Source organism: Microterricola gilva, from assembly GCF_004217495.1.
GTDB classification, from domain to species: domain Bacteria; phylum Actinomycetota; class Actinomycetes; order Actinomycetales; family Microbacteriaceae; genus Microterricola; species Microterricola gilva.
Genome location: NZ_SHLC01000001.1, coordinates 1,591,355 through 1,610,749 on the forward strand (window position 1 = coordinate 1,591,355; position 19,395 = coordinate 1,610,749).

The 19,395-nt window shown below is 69.0% G+C and carries 19 protein-coding genes; 8 read left to right on the plus strand and 11 right to left on the minus strand.

Annotated features, from left to right (window positions below; genetic code table 11):
- Window positions 1-54 precede the first annotated feature (54 nt).
- The 3 genes from EV379_RS07380 to treS form a co-directional block, all read right to left on the minus strand.
- The gene (locus EV379_RS07380) at window positions 55-747 is read right to left on the minus strand and encodes an exonuclease domain-containing protein (RefSeq protein WP_130505567.1); all 693 of its coding nucleotides are present in this window, start codon (window positions 745-747) and stop codon (window positions 55-57) included.
- A gap of 88 nt (window positions 748-835) precedes the next feature.
- Window positions 836-2,254 (minus strand): HNH endonuclease signature motif containing protein, encoded by a 1,419-nt coding sequence (locus EV379_RS07385; protein ID WP_130505568.1) that lies wholly within the window; start codon window positions 2,252-2,254, stop codon window positions 836-838.
- A gap of 204 nt (window positions 2,255-2,458) precedes the next feature.
- On the minus strand, window positions 2,459-4,168 hold the full coding sequence (treS, locus tag EV379_RS07390) for a maltose alpha-D-glucosyltransferase (protein ID WP_130505569.1): 1,710 nt from the start codon (window positions 4,166-4,168) through the stop codon (window positions 2,459-2,461).
- A gap of 69 nt (window positions 4,169-4,237) precedes the next feature.
- Between treS and EV379_RS07395 the strand changes: the two genes are divergently transcribed.
- Window positions 4,238-5,167 carry an alpha/beta fold hydrolase gene (locus EV379_RS07395; RefSeq protein ID WP_130505570.1) on the plus strand — a complete coding sequence of 310 codons (930 nt, stop codon included), beginning with the start codon at window positions 4,238-4,240 and terminating at the stop codon, window positions 5,165-5,167.
- Complete coding sequence (locus tag EV379_RS07400; protein ID WP_130505571.1) at window positions 5,164-6,234, plus strand: glycosyltransferase family 4 protein; 1,071 nt, start codon at window positions 5,164-5,166, stop codon at window positions 6,232-6,234. The genes EV379_RS07395 and EV379_RS07400 overlap by 4 nt, the downstream gene beginning before the upstream one ends.
- A 6-nt stretch (window positions 6,235-6,240) precedes the next feature.
- Here the strand turns inward: EV379_RS07400 and EV379_RS07405 are convergent, their stop codons facing one another.
- Together EV379_RS07405 and EV379_RS07410 are read right to left on the minus strand one after the other, a co-directional pair.
- A complete protein-coding gene (locus EV379_RS07405) occupies window positions 6,241-6,813 on the minus strand; it encodes a histidine phosphatase family protein (protein ID WP_130505572.1) in 573 nt (190 codons plus the stop codon).
- Between the two features lie 38 nt (window positions 6,814-6,851).
- Window positions 6,852-7,724 (minus strand): Sir2 family NAD-dependent protein deacetylase, encoded by an 873-nt coding sequence (locus EV379_RS07410; RefSeq protein WP_130505573.1) that lies wholly within the window; start codon window positions 7,722-7,724, stop codon window positions 6,852-6,854.
- Window positions 7,725-7,775: 51 nt separating this feature from the next.
- Between EV379_RS07410 and EV379_RS07415 the strand changes: the two genes are divergently transcribed.
- Window positions 7,776-8,597 carry a TrmH family RNA methyltransferase gene (locus tag EV379_RS07415; protein ID WP_130505574.1) on the plus strand — a complete coding sequence of 274 codons (822 nt, stop codon included), beginning with the start codon at window positions 7,776-7,778 and terminating at the stop codon, window positions 8,595-8,597.
- Between the two features lie 9 nt (window positions 8,598-8,606).
- Window positions 8,607-9,836: a D-alanyl-D-alanine carboxypeptidase family protein gene (locus tag EV379_RS07420; RefSeq protein ID WP_130505575.1), complete on the plus strand. Its 1,230-nt coding sequence runs from the start codon at window positions 8,607-8,609 to the stop codon at window positions 9,834-9,836.
- Here the strand turns inward: EV379_RS07420 and EV379_RS07425 are convergent.
- A complete protein-coding gene (locus EV379_RS07425) occupies window positions 9,833-10,738 on the minus strand; it encodes an SGNH/GDSL hydrolase family protein (RefSeq protein WP_130505576.1) in 906 nt (301 codons plus the stop codon). The two genes, EV379_RS07420 and EV379_RS07425, sit on opposite strands and share 4 nt — an antisense overlap.
- Window positions 10,739-10,798: 60 nt before the next feature.
- Between EV379_RS07425 and EV379_RS07430 the strand changes: the two genes are divergently transcribed.
- Complete coding sequence (locus EV379_RS07430) at window positions 10,799-12,613, plus strand: DEAD/DEAH box helicase (RefSeq protein WP_130505577.1); 1,815 nt, start codon at window positions 10,799-10,801, stop codon at window positions 12,611-12,613.
- On the opposite strand, the gene EV379_RS07435 is transcribed toward EV379_RS07430, so the two are convergent.
- Complete coding sequence (locus EV379_RS07435; RefSeq protein ID WP_242616279.1) at window positions 12,569-13,819, minus strand: trans-sulfuration enzyme family protein; 1,251 nt, start codon at window positions 13,817-13,819, stop codon at window positions 12,569-12,571. The two genes, EV379_RS07430 and EV379_RS07435, sit on opposite strands and share 45 nt — an antisense overlap.
- A gap of 119 nt (window positions 13,820-13,938) precedes the next feature.
- Here EV379_RS07435 and EV379_RS07440 point away from each other — a divergent pair, with 119 nt between their 5' ends.
- A complete protein-coding gene (locus tag EV379_RS07440) occupies window positions 13,939-14,421 on the plus strand; it encodes an Lrp/AsnC family transcriptional regulator (protein ID WP_130505579.1) in 483 nt (160 codons plus the stop codon).
- Here the strand turns inward: EV379_RS07440 and EV379_RS07445 are convergent.
- Window positions 14,411-15,244 carry an MBL fold metallo-hydrolase gene (locus EV379_RS07445; RefSeq protein WP_130505580.1) on the minus strand — a complete coding sequence of 278 codons (834 nt, stop codon included), beginning with the start codon at window positions 15,242-15,244 and terminating at the stop codon, window positions 14,411-14,413. The genes EV379_RS07440 and EV379_RS07445 overlap by 11 nt on opposite strands.
- A gap of 45 nt (window positions 15,245-15,289) precedes the next feature.
- Here EV379_RS07445 and EV379_RS07450 point away from each other — a divergent pair, with 45 nt between their 5' ends.
- On the plus strand, window positions 15,290-15,772 hold the full coding sequence (locus tag EV379_RS07450; RefSeq protein ID WP_130505581.1) for a hypothetical protein: 483 nt from the start codon (window positions 15,290-15,292) through the stop codon (window positions 15,770-15,772).
- Between the two features lie 153 nt (window positions 15,773-15,925).
- On the plus strand, window positions 15,926-17,047 hold the full coding sequence (locus EV379_RS07455; RefSeq protein WP_130505582.1) for a VIT1/CCC1 transporter family protein: 1,122 nt from the start codon (window positions 15,926-15,928) through the stop codon (window positions 17,045-17,047).
- Here EV379_RS07455 and EV379_RS07460 read toward each other — a convergent pair.
- The 3 genes from EV379_RS07460 to EV379_RS07470 are packed head-to-tail and all read right to left on the minus strand — an operon-like array spanning window position 17,044 to window position 19,345.
- The gene (locus tag EV379_RS07460; RefSeq protein ID WP_130505583.1) at window positions 17,044-17,454 is read right to left on the minus strand and encodes a VOC family protein; all 411 of its coding nucleotides are present in this window, start codon (window positions 17,452-17,454) and stop codon (window positions 17,044-17,046) included. The two genes, EV379_RS07455 and EV379_RS07460, sit on opposite strands and share 4 nt — an antisense overlap.
- 10 nt (window positions 17,455-17,464) lie before the next feature.
- Entirely contained in the window at window positions 17,465-17,923 is a 459-nt protein-coding gene (locus EV379_RS07465) for a helix-turn-helix transcriptional regulator (RefSeq protein WP_130505584.1), read from the minus strand.
- Window positions 17,924-17,953: 30 nt separating this feature from the next.
- The gene (locus EV379_RS07470; protein ID WP_130505585.1) at window positions 17,954-19,345 is read right to left on the minus strand and encodes an HNH endonuclease signature motif containing protein; all 1,392 of its coding nucleotides are present in this window, start codon (window positions 19,343-19,345) and stop codon (window positions 17,954-17,956) included.
- Window positions 19,346-19,395 lie beyond the last annotated feature (50 nt).

Sequence of the window (19,395 nt, forward strand, 5' to 3'; positions counted from 1 at the left end):
GGCTTTCGCCGGTTGCCCTGTGTTCGTTAAGGCCTCGTTCGTTGAGGCCTTCGCTCAGCGCTGCGGCCAGGAACCATCGGCCGTGAAGCCGGGGTCGCGGTTGGCGCGCATGTACTGCTGGAAGCTGGCGGCCTGCTCCGCCGCCCACGTGATCTGCTGCTCGTGCAGTTCCTCCGCTGTGGCGGGCAGCGCAGCGCCGTGCTCGCGGGCGATCGCCTGCGCGACACGGCCGGCCGCGATGGCGTCCGCACCCGCATCGTGAGCGTCGTCCAGCGGCACGCCGTAGAAGGCGGCTGCGGCCTCGAGCGTGCGCTTGCCCTTGCGGTAGCGATCGACGGCCTTGTCGATCACCAGGGGGTCGATGACGGGGCTCGGGGCGCCGAGAACGATCAGGCCGTGCCTGACCGCCTCGCGGTTGAGGATCGTGAAGTCGTACGGGGCGTTGTAGACGACGACGGGCACGTTCTGCGCGAGCAGCGTGCGGATGCGCTCGACGATCTGCCCGACACCCTCGGCGGCCGGCATCCCGTCTGCCTGAGCGCGTTCCGTCGTGATGCCGTGGACCGCCGTCGCACCGCTCGGAATCTCGACACCGGGGTCGAGCAGCCAGTCGCTGCGTTCCTGCACCGCGCCGTCTGCGTCGATCACGCTGACATTCGCGGTGACGATGCGACTCGTCTCCACGTCGATTCCGGTTGTCTCGAGATCGAAGACGGCGAGTGTTGCGGACCAGCTGAGTGCGTTCATGCCATCACTCTATGGCCAAGCACCGACACATCCGGGAGCCCCGCTGACCGTGCCTCGTGCGACAATTCCGCTCGTATTGAAACCGAGGTCAGAACGGCGGGGTGTCCGGGTAAGCCGTCGGGGTTTCGACAGGCTCAACCAGCGGGGGCGGGTCAAACGGCGGGGGTGGCGGTTCGCCCGGGGGTCTTCGGCTGCTGGGTGGGGCCGGGTGCGTCTCGTAGATCCGGCCGGCCGGGCTGACCCAGCGCAGACCACCCAGCCCAAGCTGCCGGACCCGCCAGCGGGAGTTGTGCTTGAGGCGGTGGTGTTTCTTGCACAGCACCGCCAGGTTGTCCTCTTCGCTGAGGCCGTCGTACCCGAAGGGCTGGGTGTGGTCGATCTCGGCCCGTTCGGCCTTCCGGGTGCAGCCGGGGAAGCGGCAGATCTGGTCCCGGTACAGGATCCACCGCCGTAGCGCTTTCGTGAGCGGGTACTTCCGCGGGTCCAGTTGCAGCGGGGTGCCGTCGACCGGGTCGACGAGGATCCGGTGCAGGGTTGGGGCGTCGGCGGCCAGCCGGCGGGCGGTATCGGCGTCGATCGGCCCGTAGCCGTGCAGTTCCGCCGGGTCGTCGGACTGGCCGATGAGGGTCGCGTACGGGACCGTGAGCTTCGGCACGGCGACAAAGACCTCGGGGCGGGAGAACGCCAAGCCGGGCATCCGCGACCGCGGAGCGTCATCCGCGTTGGTGGCGCCGTCTGCGGGCGGAGCGGGTGGGCTGAGCAGCAGTTCGGCGGCGATGTCTGCCTCCAGTTGGGCGTGCGTCCCCGAGGTCAGCGCCCCTGCCGTCTCGGGCAAGTCGGCACTGTCCAGGGCCTCAGCCTGGGCCTGGTCGGCGAGGTGGCTGATCCGTTCGGTGATCGCGATCGCCTTCTCCGCCTCTAGATGCAGGTGCAGCCACGCCATCCCGTCCGCATCGGGTTCGAACCAGAGTCGGCGTTCCGCCCGACCTTTCGCTGCCCGCACGGTGAGGGAGTCGGGGTGGAGGCGTTCCCGGATCCGGGCCGCCGTCCGCCGGAACGCGGTCGGGGTTTGTATGGCCGCCTGGGCCAGTGCTTCCGTTTCGAAGCGGGCGTGGAGTTCCGGTGGGAGGGTAACGGCCTGGGCGAGGATCTCGCGCACGTGGCGTTGCCCGACCGTCCCGGACGCGAGGGCGGCCAGACTCTTGGTGAAGACGGTGACGAGTTGCTTGGCCTCGTAGATCAGCCCCGTCATGGTGCGCTCATGCACCCGCAACACCAGGGCCAGCTCGGCGGTGATGCTGCGGAGCGCGAACTCCTCCTCGATCCGCCGCGACTTCCCCATCGGGTCGGCGGTCGCGAGCGCGTGGGAGCGGGCGGTTTCGATGAACCGGTACTGCTCCGCCTGAACCGCGCCAGCCTGGGCAACGCCCGCGGCGAGCCCGGTCAGGCATCCGGTGAGGACCGGGTCGGCGGCCGATCCGGGGAGCTGCAACACTGCTTCGCTCATGCCTACAGCGTCTCACCGACCACCGACACGACTTCTCGCAAAGAGGCCCTGAGTCAGGGGTTATCCACAGGCAACCGTGGACCGTGACATAACCGTGGCCTGCGGGGTTTCGACAAGCTCAACCAGCGGGGTTCCCGGCGAGAGTTCAGGGCTTCGATCGCTGGCGCTCCCTCAAGCCAGCGTGGGAGCGGGCCGCGACGCGGCTCAGCCGCAGTGCAGCCAGAAGAAGCTCTGCGTGGCCATCGTCAGCGTGAGCGAGCCGTTCTCGTCGAAGCTCGGGAACACGCCGCCGCCGAAGAGGTCGTAGAGCCGGGTGCCGGCCATGTCCTCGGCCGTGATCGTGACCGCGACGGGATTGTGCGCGAAGCTGAAGACGCAGAGCACAGACTCCGGCTGTTCGTTGTAGTGCGTGCTGCCGGAGAGTCCTGAACCGGCATAGCTCCGCACGAATGCGAGCACGGAGTCATTGTTCGTCGGGATCACCCGGATGTCGCCGAGTCCGAACACGAGGTGAGCCTTGCGCACATGGATGACGTTGCGCACCCAGTGCAGCAGCGAGCGTGACTGCGCCAGCTGCGATTCCACGTTCACGTGCCCGTAGTTGTAGACGAGGGACTGCACGACGGGCAGGTAGAGCTTGCCGGGGTCAGCGGCCGAGAACCCGGCGTTCCTGTCCGGCGTCCACTGCATCGGCGTACGGGAGCTGTCGCGGTCGGGCAGCCAGATGTTGTCGCCCATGCCGATCTCGTCGCCGTAGTACAGGAACGGGCTGCCTGGCAGGGCGAAGAGCAGGGCGTGGGCCAGCTCCAACTCCGCGCGCGCGTTGTCGAGCAGCGGGGCGAGGCGGCGCCGGATGCCGACGTTCGCCCGCATCCGCGGGTCGTAGGCGTACCAGCCGTACATGGCCTGCCGATACTCCTCCGAGACCATCTCGAGGGTGAGCTCGTCGTGGTTGCGCAGGAAGATGCCCCAGCCTGCGCCATCCGGGATGTCGGTGGTCTCCGAGAGCACGGCCACGAGTTCGTCGGCCCGCTGCGAGCGGAGCGCGTAGAAGATGCGCGGCATCACCGGGAAGTCGAACGCCATGTGGCACTCCGGCTCCTCGTCGCTGCCGAAGAAGGCCGCGACCTCCCGCGGCCACTGGTTGGCCTCGGCGATCATCACGCGGCCGGGATAGTTCTTGTCGACCATCGCGCGGAGCGCCTTGATGAACTCGTGCGTCGGGGGCTCGCCCTCACCGTTGCCCTCATCCGATTCGTACAGGTAGGGGATCGCGTCGAGTCGGAAGCCGTCGACGCCGAGGTCGAGCCAGAAGCGGACGACGTCGAACACGGCCTCGTGCACCGCCGGGTTCTCGAAGTTGAGGTCGGGCTGGTGGGAGAAGAAGCGGTGGAAGAAGAACTGCCGCCGAACGGGGTCGAACGCCCAGTTCGACTCCTCGGTGTCTGTGAAGATGATGCGAATGTCCGGCCACTTCTCGTCGGTGTCGCTCCAGACGTAGAAATCGCCGTACGGACCCTCCGGATCGTTCCGCGACTGCTGGAACCACTCGTGCTGGTCGGAGGTGTGGTTGAGCGGCAGGTCGATGACGACGCGCATGTTGCGCTCGTGCGCCTTCGTGACCAGTTCACGGAACTCGTCGAGGGTGCCGAACTCGGGCAGGATCGAGCGGTAGTCGGCCACGTCGTAGCCGCCATCGCGCAGGGGAGAGGTGAAGATCGGCGGAACCCAGAGCGCGTCGACGCCGAGCCACTGCAGATAGTCGAGCTTGGAGATGAGGCCGCCGAGATCGCCGGTGCCGTCTCCATTGCTGTCGACGAAGGAGCGCACCATCACCTCGTAGAACACGGCCCTGCGGTACCACTGGGGATCGAGGATGAGACCAGGCAGTTGGATCGGCGCGGTAAAGCTCATTCCAAAGTCTAAGCAGTTCCCTCCCGGTGCTGTCCAGTCTTCGGCGGCAGCTCACCTAAACTTGAGTCGATGAGCATCGAGTCCCCATACGCGTCGCAGTTGGCCCGCATCCCCGTGCGCGAACACACGGTCTCCGTTCTGGGCAGCGCCAGCCGCTACTGGGAGTACGGAGCCGCGGTCGTCGGCGCTCCGACCGTCGTCATGGTGCACGGATTCCGCGGAGACCACCACGGACTCGAACCCGTCGTCGCGCAGCTGCCAGGCGTGCACATCATCTCGCCTGACCTGCCCGGCTTCGGCGCATCGACGCCGCTCGGCGCCGACTCCGGCTTCAGTCACGATCTCGACGGCTACTCCGCCTGGCTGCGCGGATTCGTCGCGGCGCTCGAGCTTCCCGGACCCGTCGTGATCCTCGGCCACTCCTTCGGATCGATCGTCTCCTCGGCGGCGCTGGCTGGCGGGCTGGCGGCGGATGCCGTCATCCTCGTCAATCCGATCGCGGCCCCAGCGCTCTCCGGCCCGCGCGGCATCATGACCAGGCTCGCCGTGTTCTACTACTGGGCGGCCGCGAAGCTGCCGGAGAAGCTCGGCTTCGCGCTGCTGCGCTCCCGCCTGATCGTGCGCGTGATGAGCGTGACGATGGCCAAGACCAAGGACCAGACGCTGAAGCGGTGGATCCACGAGGAACACGACCGCTACTTCTCGGCGTTCAGCAACCGCGAGGTCGTGCTCGATGCCTTCCGTGCCTCGGTCAGCAACGACGTGAGCGAGTTCGCTGCGTCGATCACGCCGCGCACGCTGCTGATCGCGGCCGACCGCGACGACATCACCCCGATCGCCGCTCAGCACACGCTGCAGACGCTCTTCCCGCAGGCGACGCTGTACGTCATCCACGGCGTCGGCCACCTCATTCACTACGAGAAGCCGGCCGAGGCGGCAGCCCAGATCCGCGGGCTGCTTGCAACCCTGCCGAGCTCGAATGAGACGGCCGGGGCATGAGGATCGTTTTCGACTGCCGCTACACCCGCATCGACAGGCACGACGGCATCAGCCGATACACGGCGAGCCTCGTCGAGGAGCTCGGCAAGCTGCACCCGGTCACGATGCTGATCAACGACCACCGTCAGCTCGACATGCTGCCGGCGCTGCCGTGGCAGCTGGTCAGTTCGCCGACGAGCGTGCGCGAGCCGCTCGTTGCGCTCACCGTCAACAAGCTCAAGCCGGATGTCGTCTTCACCCCGATGCAGACGATGGGCTCGTGGGGGCGCAGGTACAAGCTGCTGCTCACCGTGCACGACCTGATCTACTACCGCAACCGCACCCCTCCGCGCGATCTCGCCGCCCCGATCCGCGGGCTGTGGCGGCTCTACCACCTCGCGTGGTGGCCGCAGCGGATGCTGCTGAATCGCGCGGACGGCGTCGTGACGGTGTCGGACACGACCGCTGGGCTGATCGCAGAGCACAATCTGACGCACCGTCCGGTCACGGTCATCCCCAACGCCGCGGGCGTCGGCGCCGTCGCCTCGGAGCCGGCCCGCACCGCGCCGAGCACCCTGCGCCTGGTCTACATGGGCTCATTCATGCCGTACAAGAACGTCGAGACGCTCGTGCGCGCCGTCGCGATGATGCCTGGCGCCGAACTCCACCTCATGAGCCGCGTGAGCGACTCCGAGCGCACGCGCCTCAGCCAGCTCGCCCCGCAGGCCGAGCTCGTCTTCCACAACGGCGCCAGCGACGAGGAGTACCAGCAGGCGCTCCGCTCAGCGACCGCGCTCGTCACGGCCTCGCTCGATGAGGGCTTCGGAATCCCGCTCGTCGAGGCGATGGCGGCCGGAACCCCGATCATCGTCAGCGACATCCCGATCTTCCGCGAGATCGGTGGGGATGCCGCACTGTACTTCGCTCCGACATCCGCCGACGGTCTCGTCGCGGCCGTCGCGACGCTCACCAGCCCGGGGGAGTGGGAGCACCGCTCTGACCTCGGCCGCGCCCAGTCGGCTCGCTTCACGTGGAAGTCCTCGGCCGAGAGGCTGCTTGCACTGCTCAGGAAGACCGCGACGCGCTAGTCGGCGCTATACGGAGGAGCGCAGCACCAGCCCGCCGAGCCCCCAGCGGAACTCCTGCACGGAGCCGTTCGGGATGCTCCGGCCGGGGCCGTCGAACTGTCCACCGCTGGAGTGGTGCAGCAGCGTGCTGATCACGCCGCCGTGGCTGACGACGAGCACCCGCCCGCCCGGATGCCGCGCCGCCAGCGCTTCGAGGCTGGGCAGCGTGCGATCGAGCACCTCCTCGCGTGACTCCAACCCGGGAACCGGAACGCCGTCGGCGAAGCGCGCCGTGCGCTCCTCGAAGCTCAGCCCCTCGATCTCGCCGTGGGCGCGCTCGGCGAGATCCTCGACGAGTTCTGGCTCAGGCAGGCCGAGCTCGGCTGCGATGATGCGCGCCGTCTCGTGTGCGCGGCTGAGCGGGCTGCTGACGATGGCATCCCACGGGCCGTCCGTCGCCTGCTCTGCACGCAACCGCGCGCCGGTCTCGGCGGCCTGCGCGCGACCGGTGTCGTTCAGCGGGATGTCGGTGCGTCCCTGAACGCGCTGCTGCGCGTTCCACTCGGTCTCACCGTGCCGAACAATGCCGAACGTCGTCATCCATCCCCCTCAAGCGTGTGGGCCAGATTCCAGTCGACTCAGTGCAGGAGTCGCTCGGCGATCGCCGTGAGTGTCTCTGAGGCCCCGGCATCCAGCTTATGCGCTGCGCGGGAGTCGCCCTTCGTCGTGCCGCGGTTCACGACCACGATCGGCAGGCGGCGCCGCCTGGCCTGCTCCATCAGGCGGATGCCGGAGTTGACGGCGAGCGAGGAACCGACGATCAGGAGCAGATCGGAGCTGGCGACGAGGGCGGCTGCGAGCGCGAACTTCGACGATGGGACCAGCTCGCCGAAGAAGACGACGTCCGGCTTCAGCCGGCCGCCGCAGACGGTGCAGACGGGAAGCACGAAGCTGTCGATCTCGTCGACATCCGCGTCGCCGTCCGGCGCCAGACGCACGGCGCCCTCCGTGTCGAGCCACGGGTTCGCCCGCTCGAGCTGCTCGGCGACGGACTGCCTGGCGAAAACCTGCCCGCAATCCAGGCAGCTGACGGTGTCCATCGAGCCGTGCAGCTCGACGACCTTGCGGGAGCCGGCGCGGGTGTGCAGCCCGTCGACGTTCTGCGTCACGACGCCGGAGACGAGCCCGGCGGCCTCCAGCTGGGAGAGTGTGCGGTGGCCGGAATTCGGCTGCGCGCTGCCGAAATGACGCCAGCCGAGGTGGCTGCCGGCCCAGTAGCGCTTGCGACGGCCCTCATCACGGAGGAACTCCTGCACCGTCATCGGTGTGCGCACCGGCGCGCCTGCGCCGCGGTAGTCGGGGATGCCGGAGTCTGTGCTGATGCCGGCGCCGGTGAGAACGGCGGTGCGCTTGCCGCGCATCAGATCGGCGAGCTGCTCGATCTGCGTCGCGCTCGCGCTCCCAAGGACCAACTCTGCCTGCACGGGGTCTCCTTTGCGATCTAACCCCATCATCAACCCATTTGGTTTCGATTATGTTTCCGAGCCTGTCAGGCTAGAGGGATGCAGATCATTCCCATCACCGAGCTCACCGTCGGTGGTGCCTCCGATTTCGCCCGGCTCACCGATGTCGCCCTGCGCCGAGTCAGCGAACCGGAGGGTGGCCTGTACATCGCCGAGTCGAGCAAGGTGATCGCCCGCGCGCTGCGTGCAGGGCACATCCCGCGCTCCGTCCTGCTGCAGAAGCAGTGGCTGGCCGATATCGAGCCGCTGTTGGCCCACTTCCCCGACGTCCCCGTCTACGTTGGCGAGCCGGAGGTGCTCGAGCAGCTCACCGGGTACAACCTGCACCGCGGAGCGCTTGCTGCGATGGAACGCCCGGCCCTGGCATCCGTCGAGGACCTCATCCGCGACGCCAGGCGCATCGTGATCCTCGAGGACATCGTCGACCACACCAATGTCGGGGCCATCTTCCGGGCCGTGGCCGGCCTGGGGGCGGATGCCGTGCTCATCACGCCCCGCTGTGCCGATCCGCTCTACCGCCGGAGCGTCCGCGTGAGCATGGGCACAGTGCTGCAGGTGCCGTGGACGCGCCTGCCGGAGTGGAGCGAGGCGACCCCGCTGCTGCACGCGCACGGCTTCCACATCGCCGCGCTCGCGCTGGCCCCCGACGCCGTCAGCCTCGAAGACTTCGAGAAGAACCCGCCGGAGAAGCTCGCCATCGTGCTCGGATCCGAGGGCGATGGCCTGAGCCGGGCGGCGCTGGCATCCGCGGACACCACCGTCACGATCCCGATGTTGCACGGAGTCGATTCACTTAACGTCGCGGCGGCGAGTGCCGTTGCGCTGTACGCGCTGCGCGTTCGCTCAGCCCAGACCGTTTAGGCTCTTTTCGTGACCCTAACCCGACGCCAGATCTATCGACGTCGCAGGATCGCCGTCTTCAGCGTTGCCGGCGTGGCACTCATCGCCGTGCTCTCGATGCTGTTCTACGGTGTGAATGCCCTCGCGGCCCCGCTTCCGGCCACGGCCATCGCCCGCAGCGAGGTGCCCGTGCTCACGCAGGCAGCCGCGCCCGTCGACTGGCCAGGCTTCGGTCGCACAGCGGTCGGCCAGCTCGGAACCACCGGGATCCTCGCGAGCGAGGGCGACCAGTCCAGCGGGCCCATCGCGAGCATCACCAAGGTGATCACGTCGCTCGTCGTGCTCGATGCGCACCCGCTCGGCGCAGGCGAGGCCGGTCCGGAAATCGACTACACAGAGGCCGACGTCGACATCTACTGGGACACGATCGCCGAGAACGGCTCCTCCGCTCCCGTCGTGGCCGGGATGAGCCTCAGCCAGCGGGAGACGCTCATCGCGTTGCTGCTGCCGTCGGCGAACAACTACGCCGAATCGCTCGCGATCTGGGCGTTCGGCTCGGAGGACGCCTATCTGGAAGCGGCGAACGCCTGGATCGCCGAACACGGCCTTACCGACACGCACGTCGTCGATGCCAGCGGTCTCTCCGCCGGCAGCGTGAGCAGCCCCGCGAACCTCGTCGAGATCGGCAAACTCGCCATCGCGCAGCCGGCGATCGCCGAGATCGTGGCCATGAAGTCGGCCGATCTCCCCACCATCGGCACCGTCACCAACTCGAATAAGCTCCTCGGCAAGCACGGCGTCACCGGCATGAAGACCGGCACGACCGATGAGGCCGGCGCCTGCCTGCTCTACACCGCGGATGCCGTCATCGACGGTCAGACGGTGACGCTCGTCGGCGCGACGCTCGGCGCAGAGACCCACTCCGAACTGAACGACGCCGTCGGGACGCTGCTCGACAGCGTCTTCGCCGGGTACCACACCGTTCCCCTCACGGCGGAGGGCCAGCAGTGGGCGAGCTACTCGACCGAGTGGGGCGACACCGCAGCGGCGGAGAGCGCGGCATCCGCCTCGCTGCTCGTCTGGTCGGACACCCCCGTCGAGACCACGCTTGATCTGCCGGATGTCGCGCTCGTCGACGATGGCGCCGAGATCGGCAGCGTGACATTCACGGCCGGCGGGCAGAGCGCCAGCGTGCCGATCACGGCCAACGGCACGCTCGGCGACCCCGGCATGTGGTGGAAGCTCGGCAACCCGCGCTAGTCGTCGTCGGGCTCCGCGAGCACGAACGGGGCAGCATCGGGGCGCTTTGCGGTCACCAGGTCGCCGGAGGACTGGTGCCGCACGCGGCGGAGCACCCACGGGACCAGGTACTCCCTGGCCCAACTGAGGTCTTCGCTGCGCGCCTCACGCCACGAGCGGACGGGCGCAGGCTCCGGTTCGGCCGGTTTGAGATCGTTCGGCACGTTGAGCGACGCCAGCACGAGCCTGGCGATCTCGTGGTGGCCGAGCGGGTTCAGGTGCAAGCGGTCCGGCGCCCAGAATCGGGTGTCCTGGATCTCCTTGAGCGGCCACTGGTCGGCCACGATGCAGTCGTACTTCGCGGCGATCGCCCGCAGGTTCTCGTTGTAGATGGCGACCTTGCCGCGGATGCCGCGGAACACCGGTGAGAAGCCGACGTCCGTCGCGGTGAACAGCACGACCGTCGCCTTGTCGCGGGTCAGCTTCGCGATCGCCTGCTCGACGAGCGCAGACACGGCGTCCGGGTCGCTGCCTGGCCGGATCACGTCGTTGCCGCCGCCGGAGATCGTGATGAGGTCAGGGTGCAGGCTGAGCGCGTGCTCGACCTGCTCGTCGAGGATCTGCTGGATCAGCTTGCCGCGCACGGCGAGGTTCGCATACGCGAAGTCATCTGTGCCGTCGCTCAGGACTTCCGCGACGCGGTCGGCCCAGCCGCGGTGGCCGCCAGGCACGCTCGGCTCCGGGTCGCCGATGCCCTCCGTGAACGAGTCGCCGACGGCGACGTAGCGCTGCCAGGGGTGCACCGGCCACGGGCTCGGGGAATCGGAGAGCTGGTCTGGGGATGAGTCAGCGGCCTCGGCCTGCTCACGTCGCCGCGAGAGGCGAAACCACAGTCCCTTGTGTTTCGCGGTGTCATCAGCCATGACTCCACCCTAACCAGCGGCCAGCGAAGTGTGTCTCTGGGTGCCGCTAAACTTGAGCCAGTGACTACTCCGCAAGCCTCCCCAGCCCATCCGGGTACCTCGGCGGCGGAGCATCTCTCCCCGTCGTTCCCCGAGAGGGCCGCATGGGGTACCGCCAGCAAGCTCCGAGCCTGGCAGGCGGAGGCGCTGGAGAAGTACTTCGACAGGATGCCGCGTGACTTCCTCGCCGCCGCGACGCCCGGCGCAGGCAAGACGACCTTCGCGCTCCGCCTGGCCGCCGAGCTCCGCGGCCGCCGCGAGGTCGACACGATCATCGTCGTCGCCCCGACGGAGCACCTGAAGAAGCAGTGGGCGGAGGCGGCCGCCCGCGTCGGCATCCGGCTCGACCCCGAGTTCAAGAACGCGCACGGCCGTTTCGGCAAGCACTACCACGGGGTCGCCGTGACCTACGCGGCTGTCGCCGTGCGCGCATCGCTCTATCGCGACATCACCCTCAGCAATCGCACCCTGGTGATCCTCGACGAGGTACACCACGGCGGCGACGCGCTCAGCTGGGGCGACGCGATCCGCGAGGCATTCGGCTCCGCCACCAAGCGGCTCTCGCTGACCGGAACCCCGTTCCGTTCCGACACGGCCCCGATCCCGTTCGTCGAGTACGCGCCGGACAACCAGGGCATCCGCACCTCGATCACCGACTACAACTACGGCTACGGCCGGGCCCTCGAAGACGGCGTCGTGCGCCCGGTCATGTTCATGGTCTATTCCGGCCACATGAAGTGGCGCACGAGCACCGGCGACGAGATGGAGGCGAAGCTCGGCGAGGACAACACCAAGGACATCACCTCCCAGGCGTGGCGCACGGCGCTCGACCCGGGCGGCGAGTGGATCCCCGCCGTCCTGCAGGCGGCGGACAAGCGCCTCACCGAGGTCCGTCAGGGCATTCCGGATGCCGGCGGGCTCGTGCTCGCGACCGACCACTTCGCGGCGAAGGCCTACGCCGTCGCCCTCGAGGAGATCACCGGCCAACCGGTCACCCTCGTACTCTCGGACGACAAGGAGGCCTCGGACAACATCGATACCTTCTCGGCCGGGACGAGCCGCTGGATGGTCGCCGTGCGCATGGTGTCCGAGGGCGTCGACGTCCCGCGGCTCGCGGTCGGCGTCTACGCCACCTCCTCGGCGACGCCGCTGTTCTTCGCCCAGGCCATCGGCCGCTTCGTGCGTGCCCGCAGGCGCGGCGAGACGGCATCCGTGTTCCTGCCCCATGTGCCGCAGCTGATGGCGCTCGGCTCGCAGATGGAGCTCGAGCGCGATCACGCGCTCGACCGCATCAGCAAGGACGAAGACGGCGACATCTACAACCCGGAAGACGCCATGGTCGCCGCGGCGAACAAGGACGACAAGGCCTCGGAAGCGCTGACCAGCGAGTTCAGCTTCCAGGCCATCGGCTCGGCGGCGACCTTCGACCGGGTGCTCTTCGACGGCCACGAGTTCGGCACGCTGGCCGAGCCCGGCAGCGACGAGGAGTACGACTTCATCGGCATCCCCGGCCTGCTCGAACCGGAGCAGGTGAGCGATCTGCTGCGGCAGCGGCAGGCCAAGCAGGCCCGCCGCGCCGCCGAGCGGCAGAAGAACCGACCGGCAGAGGAGATCGCGGCGGAGACGCCGCAAGCCCTCTACCGCACCCTGAAGGAGCAGCGCGCGCTGCTGAACAGCCTCGTCGGCATGTGGGCCAAGCTCACCGGCGAACCGCACGGCATCGTGCACGCCGAACTCCGCCGCTTGTGCGGCGGGCCGGCGGTCGCTCAGGCCAGCGTGACCCAGCTGCAATCACGCATCCTGCTCCTGCGGAAGCGCCTCGGCAGCACGCACTAGACCCTCGGCGGCCTCGGCGACGTCCGCGGCATCCAATGCCTGCAGGATGTCGGCGGCCAGGTCGTCGACGTGCTCGAGTCCGATGCTCAGGCGGACGACGCCGGCGTTGGGCTTCGCGCTCGCCTCGACCGGGCGGTGCGTGAGCGAGGCTGGATGCTGCACCAGGGAGTCGACGCCGCCGAGCGAGACGGCGTGGGTGATCAGCCGGCAGGCCTCGGTGAAGGCCGCGGCCGCCTCGTAGCCTCCGGCGAGCTCAATCGCGATGAGCGATCCCGGCCCGTGCAGCTGACGGCCGAGCAGGCCGAGCGGATCCTGGCCGGGGAGCGCCGGGTAGTGCACCCGCTTCAGCGCGGGGTGGCCATCGAGCAGGAACGCGAGCTGTTCGGCCGTCGCCTGCTGGGCGCGCACGCGCACGGGAAGGGTGCGGAGGCCGCGGTGCAGCAGGTAGCCGGCGAACGGGTGCAGCAGGCCACCGGTGAGGGCACGGACCTGGCGCAGCCGCTCCAGCCACTCCCGGTTCGTGGCGACGACGCCGCCCATGACGTCGCCGTGCCCGCCGAGGTACTTCGTGGCGCTGTGCAGCACGAGGGTCGCGCCGTGCATGGCCGGCTGCTGCAGCACGGGGGAGGCGAAGGTGTTGTCGACGAGAACGGGCACATCGCCGGCCTCGGCGCATACCGCGGCGATGTCGAGGAGCTCGAGCGTCGGGTTCGCCGGCGTCTCGATGATCACCAGACCGGTCTCTGGTGTGATCGAGGACGCGATGCTTCCGGCATCCGCCCAGCTGACGGTCGTGCCGAGCAGCCCGGCGGCGAGCACGTGGTCGGTGCCGCCGTAGAGCGGCCGCACGGCGACGACGTGCGGCTTGCCGGCTGCGGCTGTCGCCAACAGGCAGGCGGCCAGGGCGGCCATTCCCGTTGAAAATGCGACGGCGCCGTCCGTGCCTTCCAGCGCGGCGAGGCTCTCCTCGAAGCGGGCGACCCCCGGCTGCCAGAGGCGCTGGTAGACGGCCGACGCTCCCGGCTCGAGATCGCCGCCCGTTGCGAGGTTCTCGTAGCTCGCGCCGCCGCTCTCGACCCCGACGAGCGGGTTCGTCGTCGACAGGTCGATCGTCGGTACGTGGGACCCCGATTCGCGCACACCGGCCATGCCGCCGTGGACGGCGAGGGTTTCGATGTGACGGGTGGGCAAATGTGACTGAGGCATCGTTGACTCCATGGCTTGAACGTAGTTGAAGCTCTCACCACGGCTCAATAGCGTCAAGGATCCTGTGCAAAAGGCTGGTATTCTTGAAATGTTCTTCACAAAGAAAGCAGAGGCACCCAGTGGATTCGAAGAAGGCCGAACTCGACCGCGTCGATCGCTCATTGTTGCGAGCGCTGTCGACGAATGCCAGGGCATCCGGCGCGGCACTGGCCGCAGAGGTCGGCGTCGCCGAATCGACCGTGTCACTGCGGCTGCGCCGCCTGCAGACTCTCGGCTACATCCGGGGCTTCCGCGTCGACATCGATCTGGCCGCGCTCGGTGCCTCACTGCAGGCGCTGATCTCCGTTCGCCTCGTCAAGCACGCCCGTGGCGAGATCGATGCGTTCCGGGATGCCGCACCGCACCTGCCCGGCGTCATCGGGCTGTTCCACATGGCCGGCGCCGACGACTACCTGCTGCACGTGGCCGCCCACGACGCCTCGGAGCTGCGGGACTTCGTGCTCACGCACCTCACCGGTCACCCGGCCGTTGCGCACACCGAGACGAACCTCATCTTCGAGCACGCCGACGGCGACGGCTGGCACGAGCTGGTCAAGGAGTAGCGCCGCCCAGCTGCGCGAAGCCGCGGCGGACGGCCGGTTCGACGATCTCCTCCGGTAGCCCGGAGTCGGCCGCGATCCGGGTCGTCGCGGCTGCGACGCCGAGCCGCTCTGCGTGCGCGGCGGTGATCGCATCCGCGACGGCGCCAAGCTCGGCGGCCTGCCGGAGCATGAACCGGCGGTCCACCGCCTTCCCATGACCGGGAATGACGACGTCAGTCCCGCCCACCTCCGCGGCGAGATCGCGAATGACCTGCGGCCAGGTGAACGGGAAGGATCCGGAGCCGAACATCGGCGGGCCGGACTCCTCCACGATGTCGCCGACGATCCAGCAGTCGGCGTCCGGAATGTGCACGACGAGATCGGTGTCGGTGTGGCCGGGCGGCAGCGGGATGAGGCGCGCCGCGCGGCCGCCGAGGTCGAGTTCGCGGGACTCGCCGAGCAGCTCGTGCGGCGGGGTGAGAACGACATCCGCCCAGTCGTACTGCGGCTGTGCGGCGGGATCGGCCGTCCAGACGTCGAGGCGCGGCTGTTCGAAGTCACGGAAGTGCGCCGGGATGCGTCGGTGCCCGTAGATGGTGGCCGTGCCGCCGAACTCCTGGTTGCCGAAGCTGTGGTCGTAGTGGGCGTGGGTGTTCACGACCCAGCGGATCGGCCCGAGCTTCAGCGCATCGACATCGGCACGGAGTTCGGCCGCTTCGCGAGGATTGCAGCGAGTGTCGACGAGGAGGAGCCCGTCGTCGCCGCGCACGAGCACGGTTGAGATGTCGATCGGGTGGTAGCGCGCGTGCCAGACGCCGTCTGCGACTTCAGCCCAATCCGTCATGGCTCGATCCTATTGGCGCCGCCTGCCTGCGGGTAGCATGGCGTCGTGCTGAGCGAGTGGACGGACTTCTTCGTCGCCTCAGCCGGGGCCGCCGCGGCCCTGGCCGGCCTCATCATCGTGGCCGTCAGCGGTGACGTCGATCGGGTCATCGCGATTCCCGGCATGGCCTCACGAGCCGGCGTCGCGATCGCGCTGCTGGTGATGTCCACGCTCATTGCGCTCGGCGCGCTGATCCCGCACAGCTCGGCGCTGGGCTACGGCGCGCTCGTCGTCCTCACTGGGCTCGTTGCCACGCTGCTCGCGACGCTCTCGCTGCTGCGCCTCGTGCGCTCGCGCACCGGTTCCCTCAGCGAGGCGTTCCTGAAGGGCGCGTTCGGCGTGCTGCCGGCGCTCCTCGCCGTGATCGGCGGTGTGCTGGTGATGCTCGGGACGGATGCCGGACTCGGCCGGGTGGCCACCGGCATCCTGCTCGCCGTGGTCTTCTCCGTGATCTCATCGTGGGTGATCCTGATCGAGATCCGCCGCTGAGCTGAGCAATGCCCGGCGCCGTTCGGGGGCCCGAAATGCTGTCAATCACGGCGTTTTCGGGCCCTCGGCCCCCGGCGCTCGATAGCCTTGTCAGCGGATGCTCAGGGTTGCGCAACCATGCCCAATTACCTCACCTCGGAGACTCAGCCCCGCATGTCACAGTTCCACGAAGACACCCCTTCGGCCCGCGCCAACGTCGGCGCGCCGCTGCCGAGCAAGGCCGAGCTCAAGCGCTGGCGCCAGTACCTCGCGAACGAGCGGGCGGAGGCCGCGGTGTACCGCGAGCTGGCCGCGCACCGCGACGGCGAGGAACGCGAGATCCTGCTCGCCCTGGCCGATGCCGAGGGCCGCCACGAGGCGCACTGGCGTGAGCTGCTCGGAGAAGAGGCTGGAGCGCCACTGCGCGCCGACATCCGCACGCGCGCGCTCGGCTGGCTTGCCCGTCGCTTCGGCTCGATCTTCGTGCTCGCGCTCGCGCAGCGGGCGGAGAGCGCATCGCCGTACTCCAGCGATCCGCACGCCACCTCGGCGATGGCCGCCGACGAGCGCATTCACGAGGAGGTCGTGCGCGGACTCGCCGCCCGCGGTCGACTGCGGCTTTCCGGCACGTTCCGGGCGGCCGTCTTCGGCGCCAACGACGGCCTCGTCTCCAACCTGGCCCTCGTGCTCGGCATCGGAGCGACCGGCGTCTCCAGTGCGTTCGTGCTGTTCAGCGGCATCGCGGGTCTGCTCGCGGGCGCGCTCTCGATGGGAGCGGGGGAGTACGTCTCCGTGCGCTCCCAGCGTGAGCTGCTCGACGCGTCCAACCCCGACCCGGATGCCGACAAGGCGCTGCCCGACCTCGACGTTGACGCGAATGAGCTCGCCCTCGTGTACCGCGCCCGCGGTATGGACGAAGCCGAGGCCGAACGCCACGCCGCCCGCGTGATCACGCGGATCCACGCGCAGGGCGCCCCACTCACCGGGCCGGTCGGAACGATCGACGACCACGAGGCGATCGGCACCGGCTGGGGAGCGGCGCTCTCGAGCTTCTGCTTCTTCGCCTCCGGCGCGATTATCCCCGTACTGCCATACATCTTCGGGCTGCAGGGCCTTGCGGCCGTGATCGTCGCCGTCGTGCTCGTCGGCATCGCGCTGCTCGTGACCGGCGCCGTCGTCGGCCTGCTCTCCGGTGCTCCGCCGCTGCGCCGGGCGATGCGCCAGCTGGGCATCGGTCTCGGCGCGGCCGCGGTCACCTACGTGCTCGGCCTCGCGTTCGGCACAACGGTCGGCTAGGCGGCCGGAGCCTGCGCGACGCGCACGGTGTTGCCCGACGGGTCGCGGAACGCGCAGTCGCGCGGGCCCCAGCCCTGGTCCATCGGTTCCTGCAGGACCTCTGCGCCGGATGCGCGCACCGTCTCGAAGAGGGTGTCGACGTCATCCGAGCGGAAGACCACCAGGGGCAGCACGCCCTTGGTGAGCAGCTCCTGCATGGCGTCTCCGTCGGCCTGGGAACGACCGGCGTGGGGGACAGAGAGGACGATTCCGAGGCCGGGCTGCGCATCGCTGCCGAGCGTGACCCAGCGGTATTCGCCGGATGCCACGTCGTTCTGTACCTCGAGGCCGAGAGCGTCCCGGTAGAAACCGAGCGCCTCGTCGACGTCGTTGACGGTGATGTTGGTGTACTGGAGTGCGATTGTCATGACCACGAAGTTACGCCGCAGTCGTGTCGCTCGCTTCTCCATTTCTGCTCGATGCTGAGGCGCCTGTCGCCGGAGCGCGCGTCGGGCGGGTGGTGGCCATCGCCACGCAGGCCGGCATCGCAGCGACCGCGGCGTGGGGGCGGCTGCGGTAGGCGCTCGGGGTTTCTCCGGCGATCTCGGTGAAGCGGGAACTGAACGAGCCGAGCGAGGTACAGCCGACGGCCATGCACGCCTCGGTCACGCTCACGCCGGCGCGGAGCAGCGCCATCGCGCGCTCGATCCTGCGCGTCATCAGGTAGCTGTACGGCGTTTCACCGTATGCGGCGCGGAAGCTCCGCGAGAAGTGGGCTGGCGACATGAGAGCCTTCGCCGCCATCGTCGGAACGTCGAGCGGCTCGGCATAGTCGCGGTCGATCAGGTCCCGGGCGCGGCGCAGGCAGGCAAGGTTCTCCAGCTCCTGCGGCGTCATGCTTACACGCTAGCACCGGGGCGTTGCTGTCTAGAAGGGCGGGGTGTCCGGGTAGTCCGCGGTGGTTTCGACAGGCTCAACCGGCGGAGGCGGGCCAAACGGCGGGGCTGGCGGGTCGCCCGGGGGTCTTCGGCCGCTGGGCGGGGCCGGGTGGGTGTCGTAGATACGGCCGGCCGGGCTGACCCAGCGCAGGCCGCCCTGGCCCAGCTGCCGGACCCTCCAGCGGGAGTTGTGCTTGAGCCGGTGATGCTTCTTGCACAACACCGCCAGGTTGTCCTCTTCGCTGAGCCCGTCGTACCCGAACGGCTGGGTGTGGTCGATCTCCGCGCGTTCGGCCTTCCGGGTGCAGCCGGGGAAGCGGCAGATCTGGTCGCGATAGAGGATCCACCGGCGCAGCGCTTTCGTGAGTGGATACTTCCGTGGGTCCAGTTGCAGCGGGGTGCCGTCGACCGGGTCGACGAGGATCCGGTGCAGCGTCGGGGCGGCGGCGACCAGGCGGCGGGCGGTATCGGCGTCGATCGGCCCGTAGCCGTGGAGCTCCGCCGGGTCGTCGGACTGGCCGACGAGGGTCGCGCACGGGATCGTGAGTTTCGGCACGGCGACGAAGACCTCGGGGCGGGAGAACGCCAGCCCGGGCATCCGCGACTTTGAAGTGCCGCCTGCGGGTGGACTGAGCAGCAGTTCGGCGGCGATGTCCGCTTCCAGCTGGGCGTGCGTCCCCGAGGTCAGCGCCCCTGCCGTGTCGGGCAGGTCGGCGGTGTCGAGGGCTTCAGCCTGGGCTTGGTCGGCGAGGTGACTGATCCTCTCGGTGATCGCGATCGCCTTCTCCGCCTCCAAGTGGAGGTGCAACCACGCCATGCCGTCGGCGTCCGGTTCGAACCAGAGCCGGCGTTCCGCCCGACCCTTCGCCGCGCGGACCGTCAAAGAGTCGGGGTGGAGGCGTTCCCGAATCCGAGCCGCCGTCCGCCGGAAGGCGGTCGGGGTCTGCGTGGCCGCCTTGAGAAGCGCCTCGGCTTCGAAGCGGGCGTGCAACTCCGGTGGGAGAGTGACGGCCTGGGCGAGGATCTCACGGACGTGCCGTTGCCCGACCGTGCCCGCGGCGAGGGCGGCCAACGACCGGGTAAAGATCGTGCCGAGTTGTTTGGCCTCGTAGATGAGGCCGGTCATCGTGCGCTCATGCACCCGCAGTGCGAGGGCGAGTTCGGAGGTGATGCTGCGGAGCGCGAACTCCTCCTCGATCCGTCGCGACTTCCCCATCGGATCCGCGGTCGCGATCGCGTGGGCGCGGGCGGTTTCGATGAACCGGTACTGCTCCGCCTGGGCGGCACCGATCGAGGATTGGACCGCGGCGAGGCCGTTGAGGCATCCGGTGATGACCGGGTCGGTGGCCGATCCGGGGAGCTGTAGCAGTGCTTCGCTCATGCCTAGATCGTCTCACCGACCACCGACAAGACTTTTCGCAAACAGGCTCC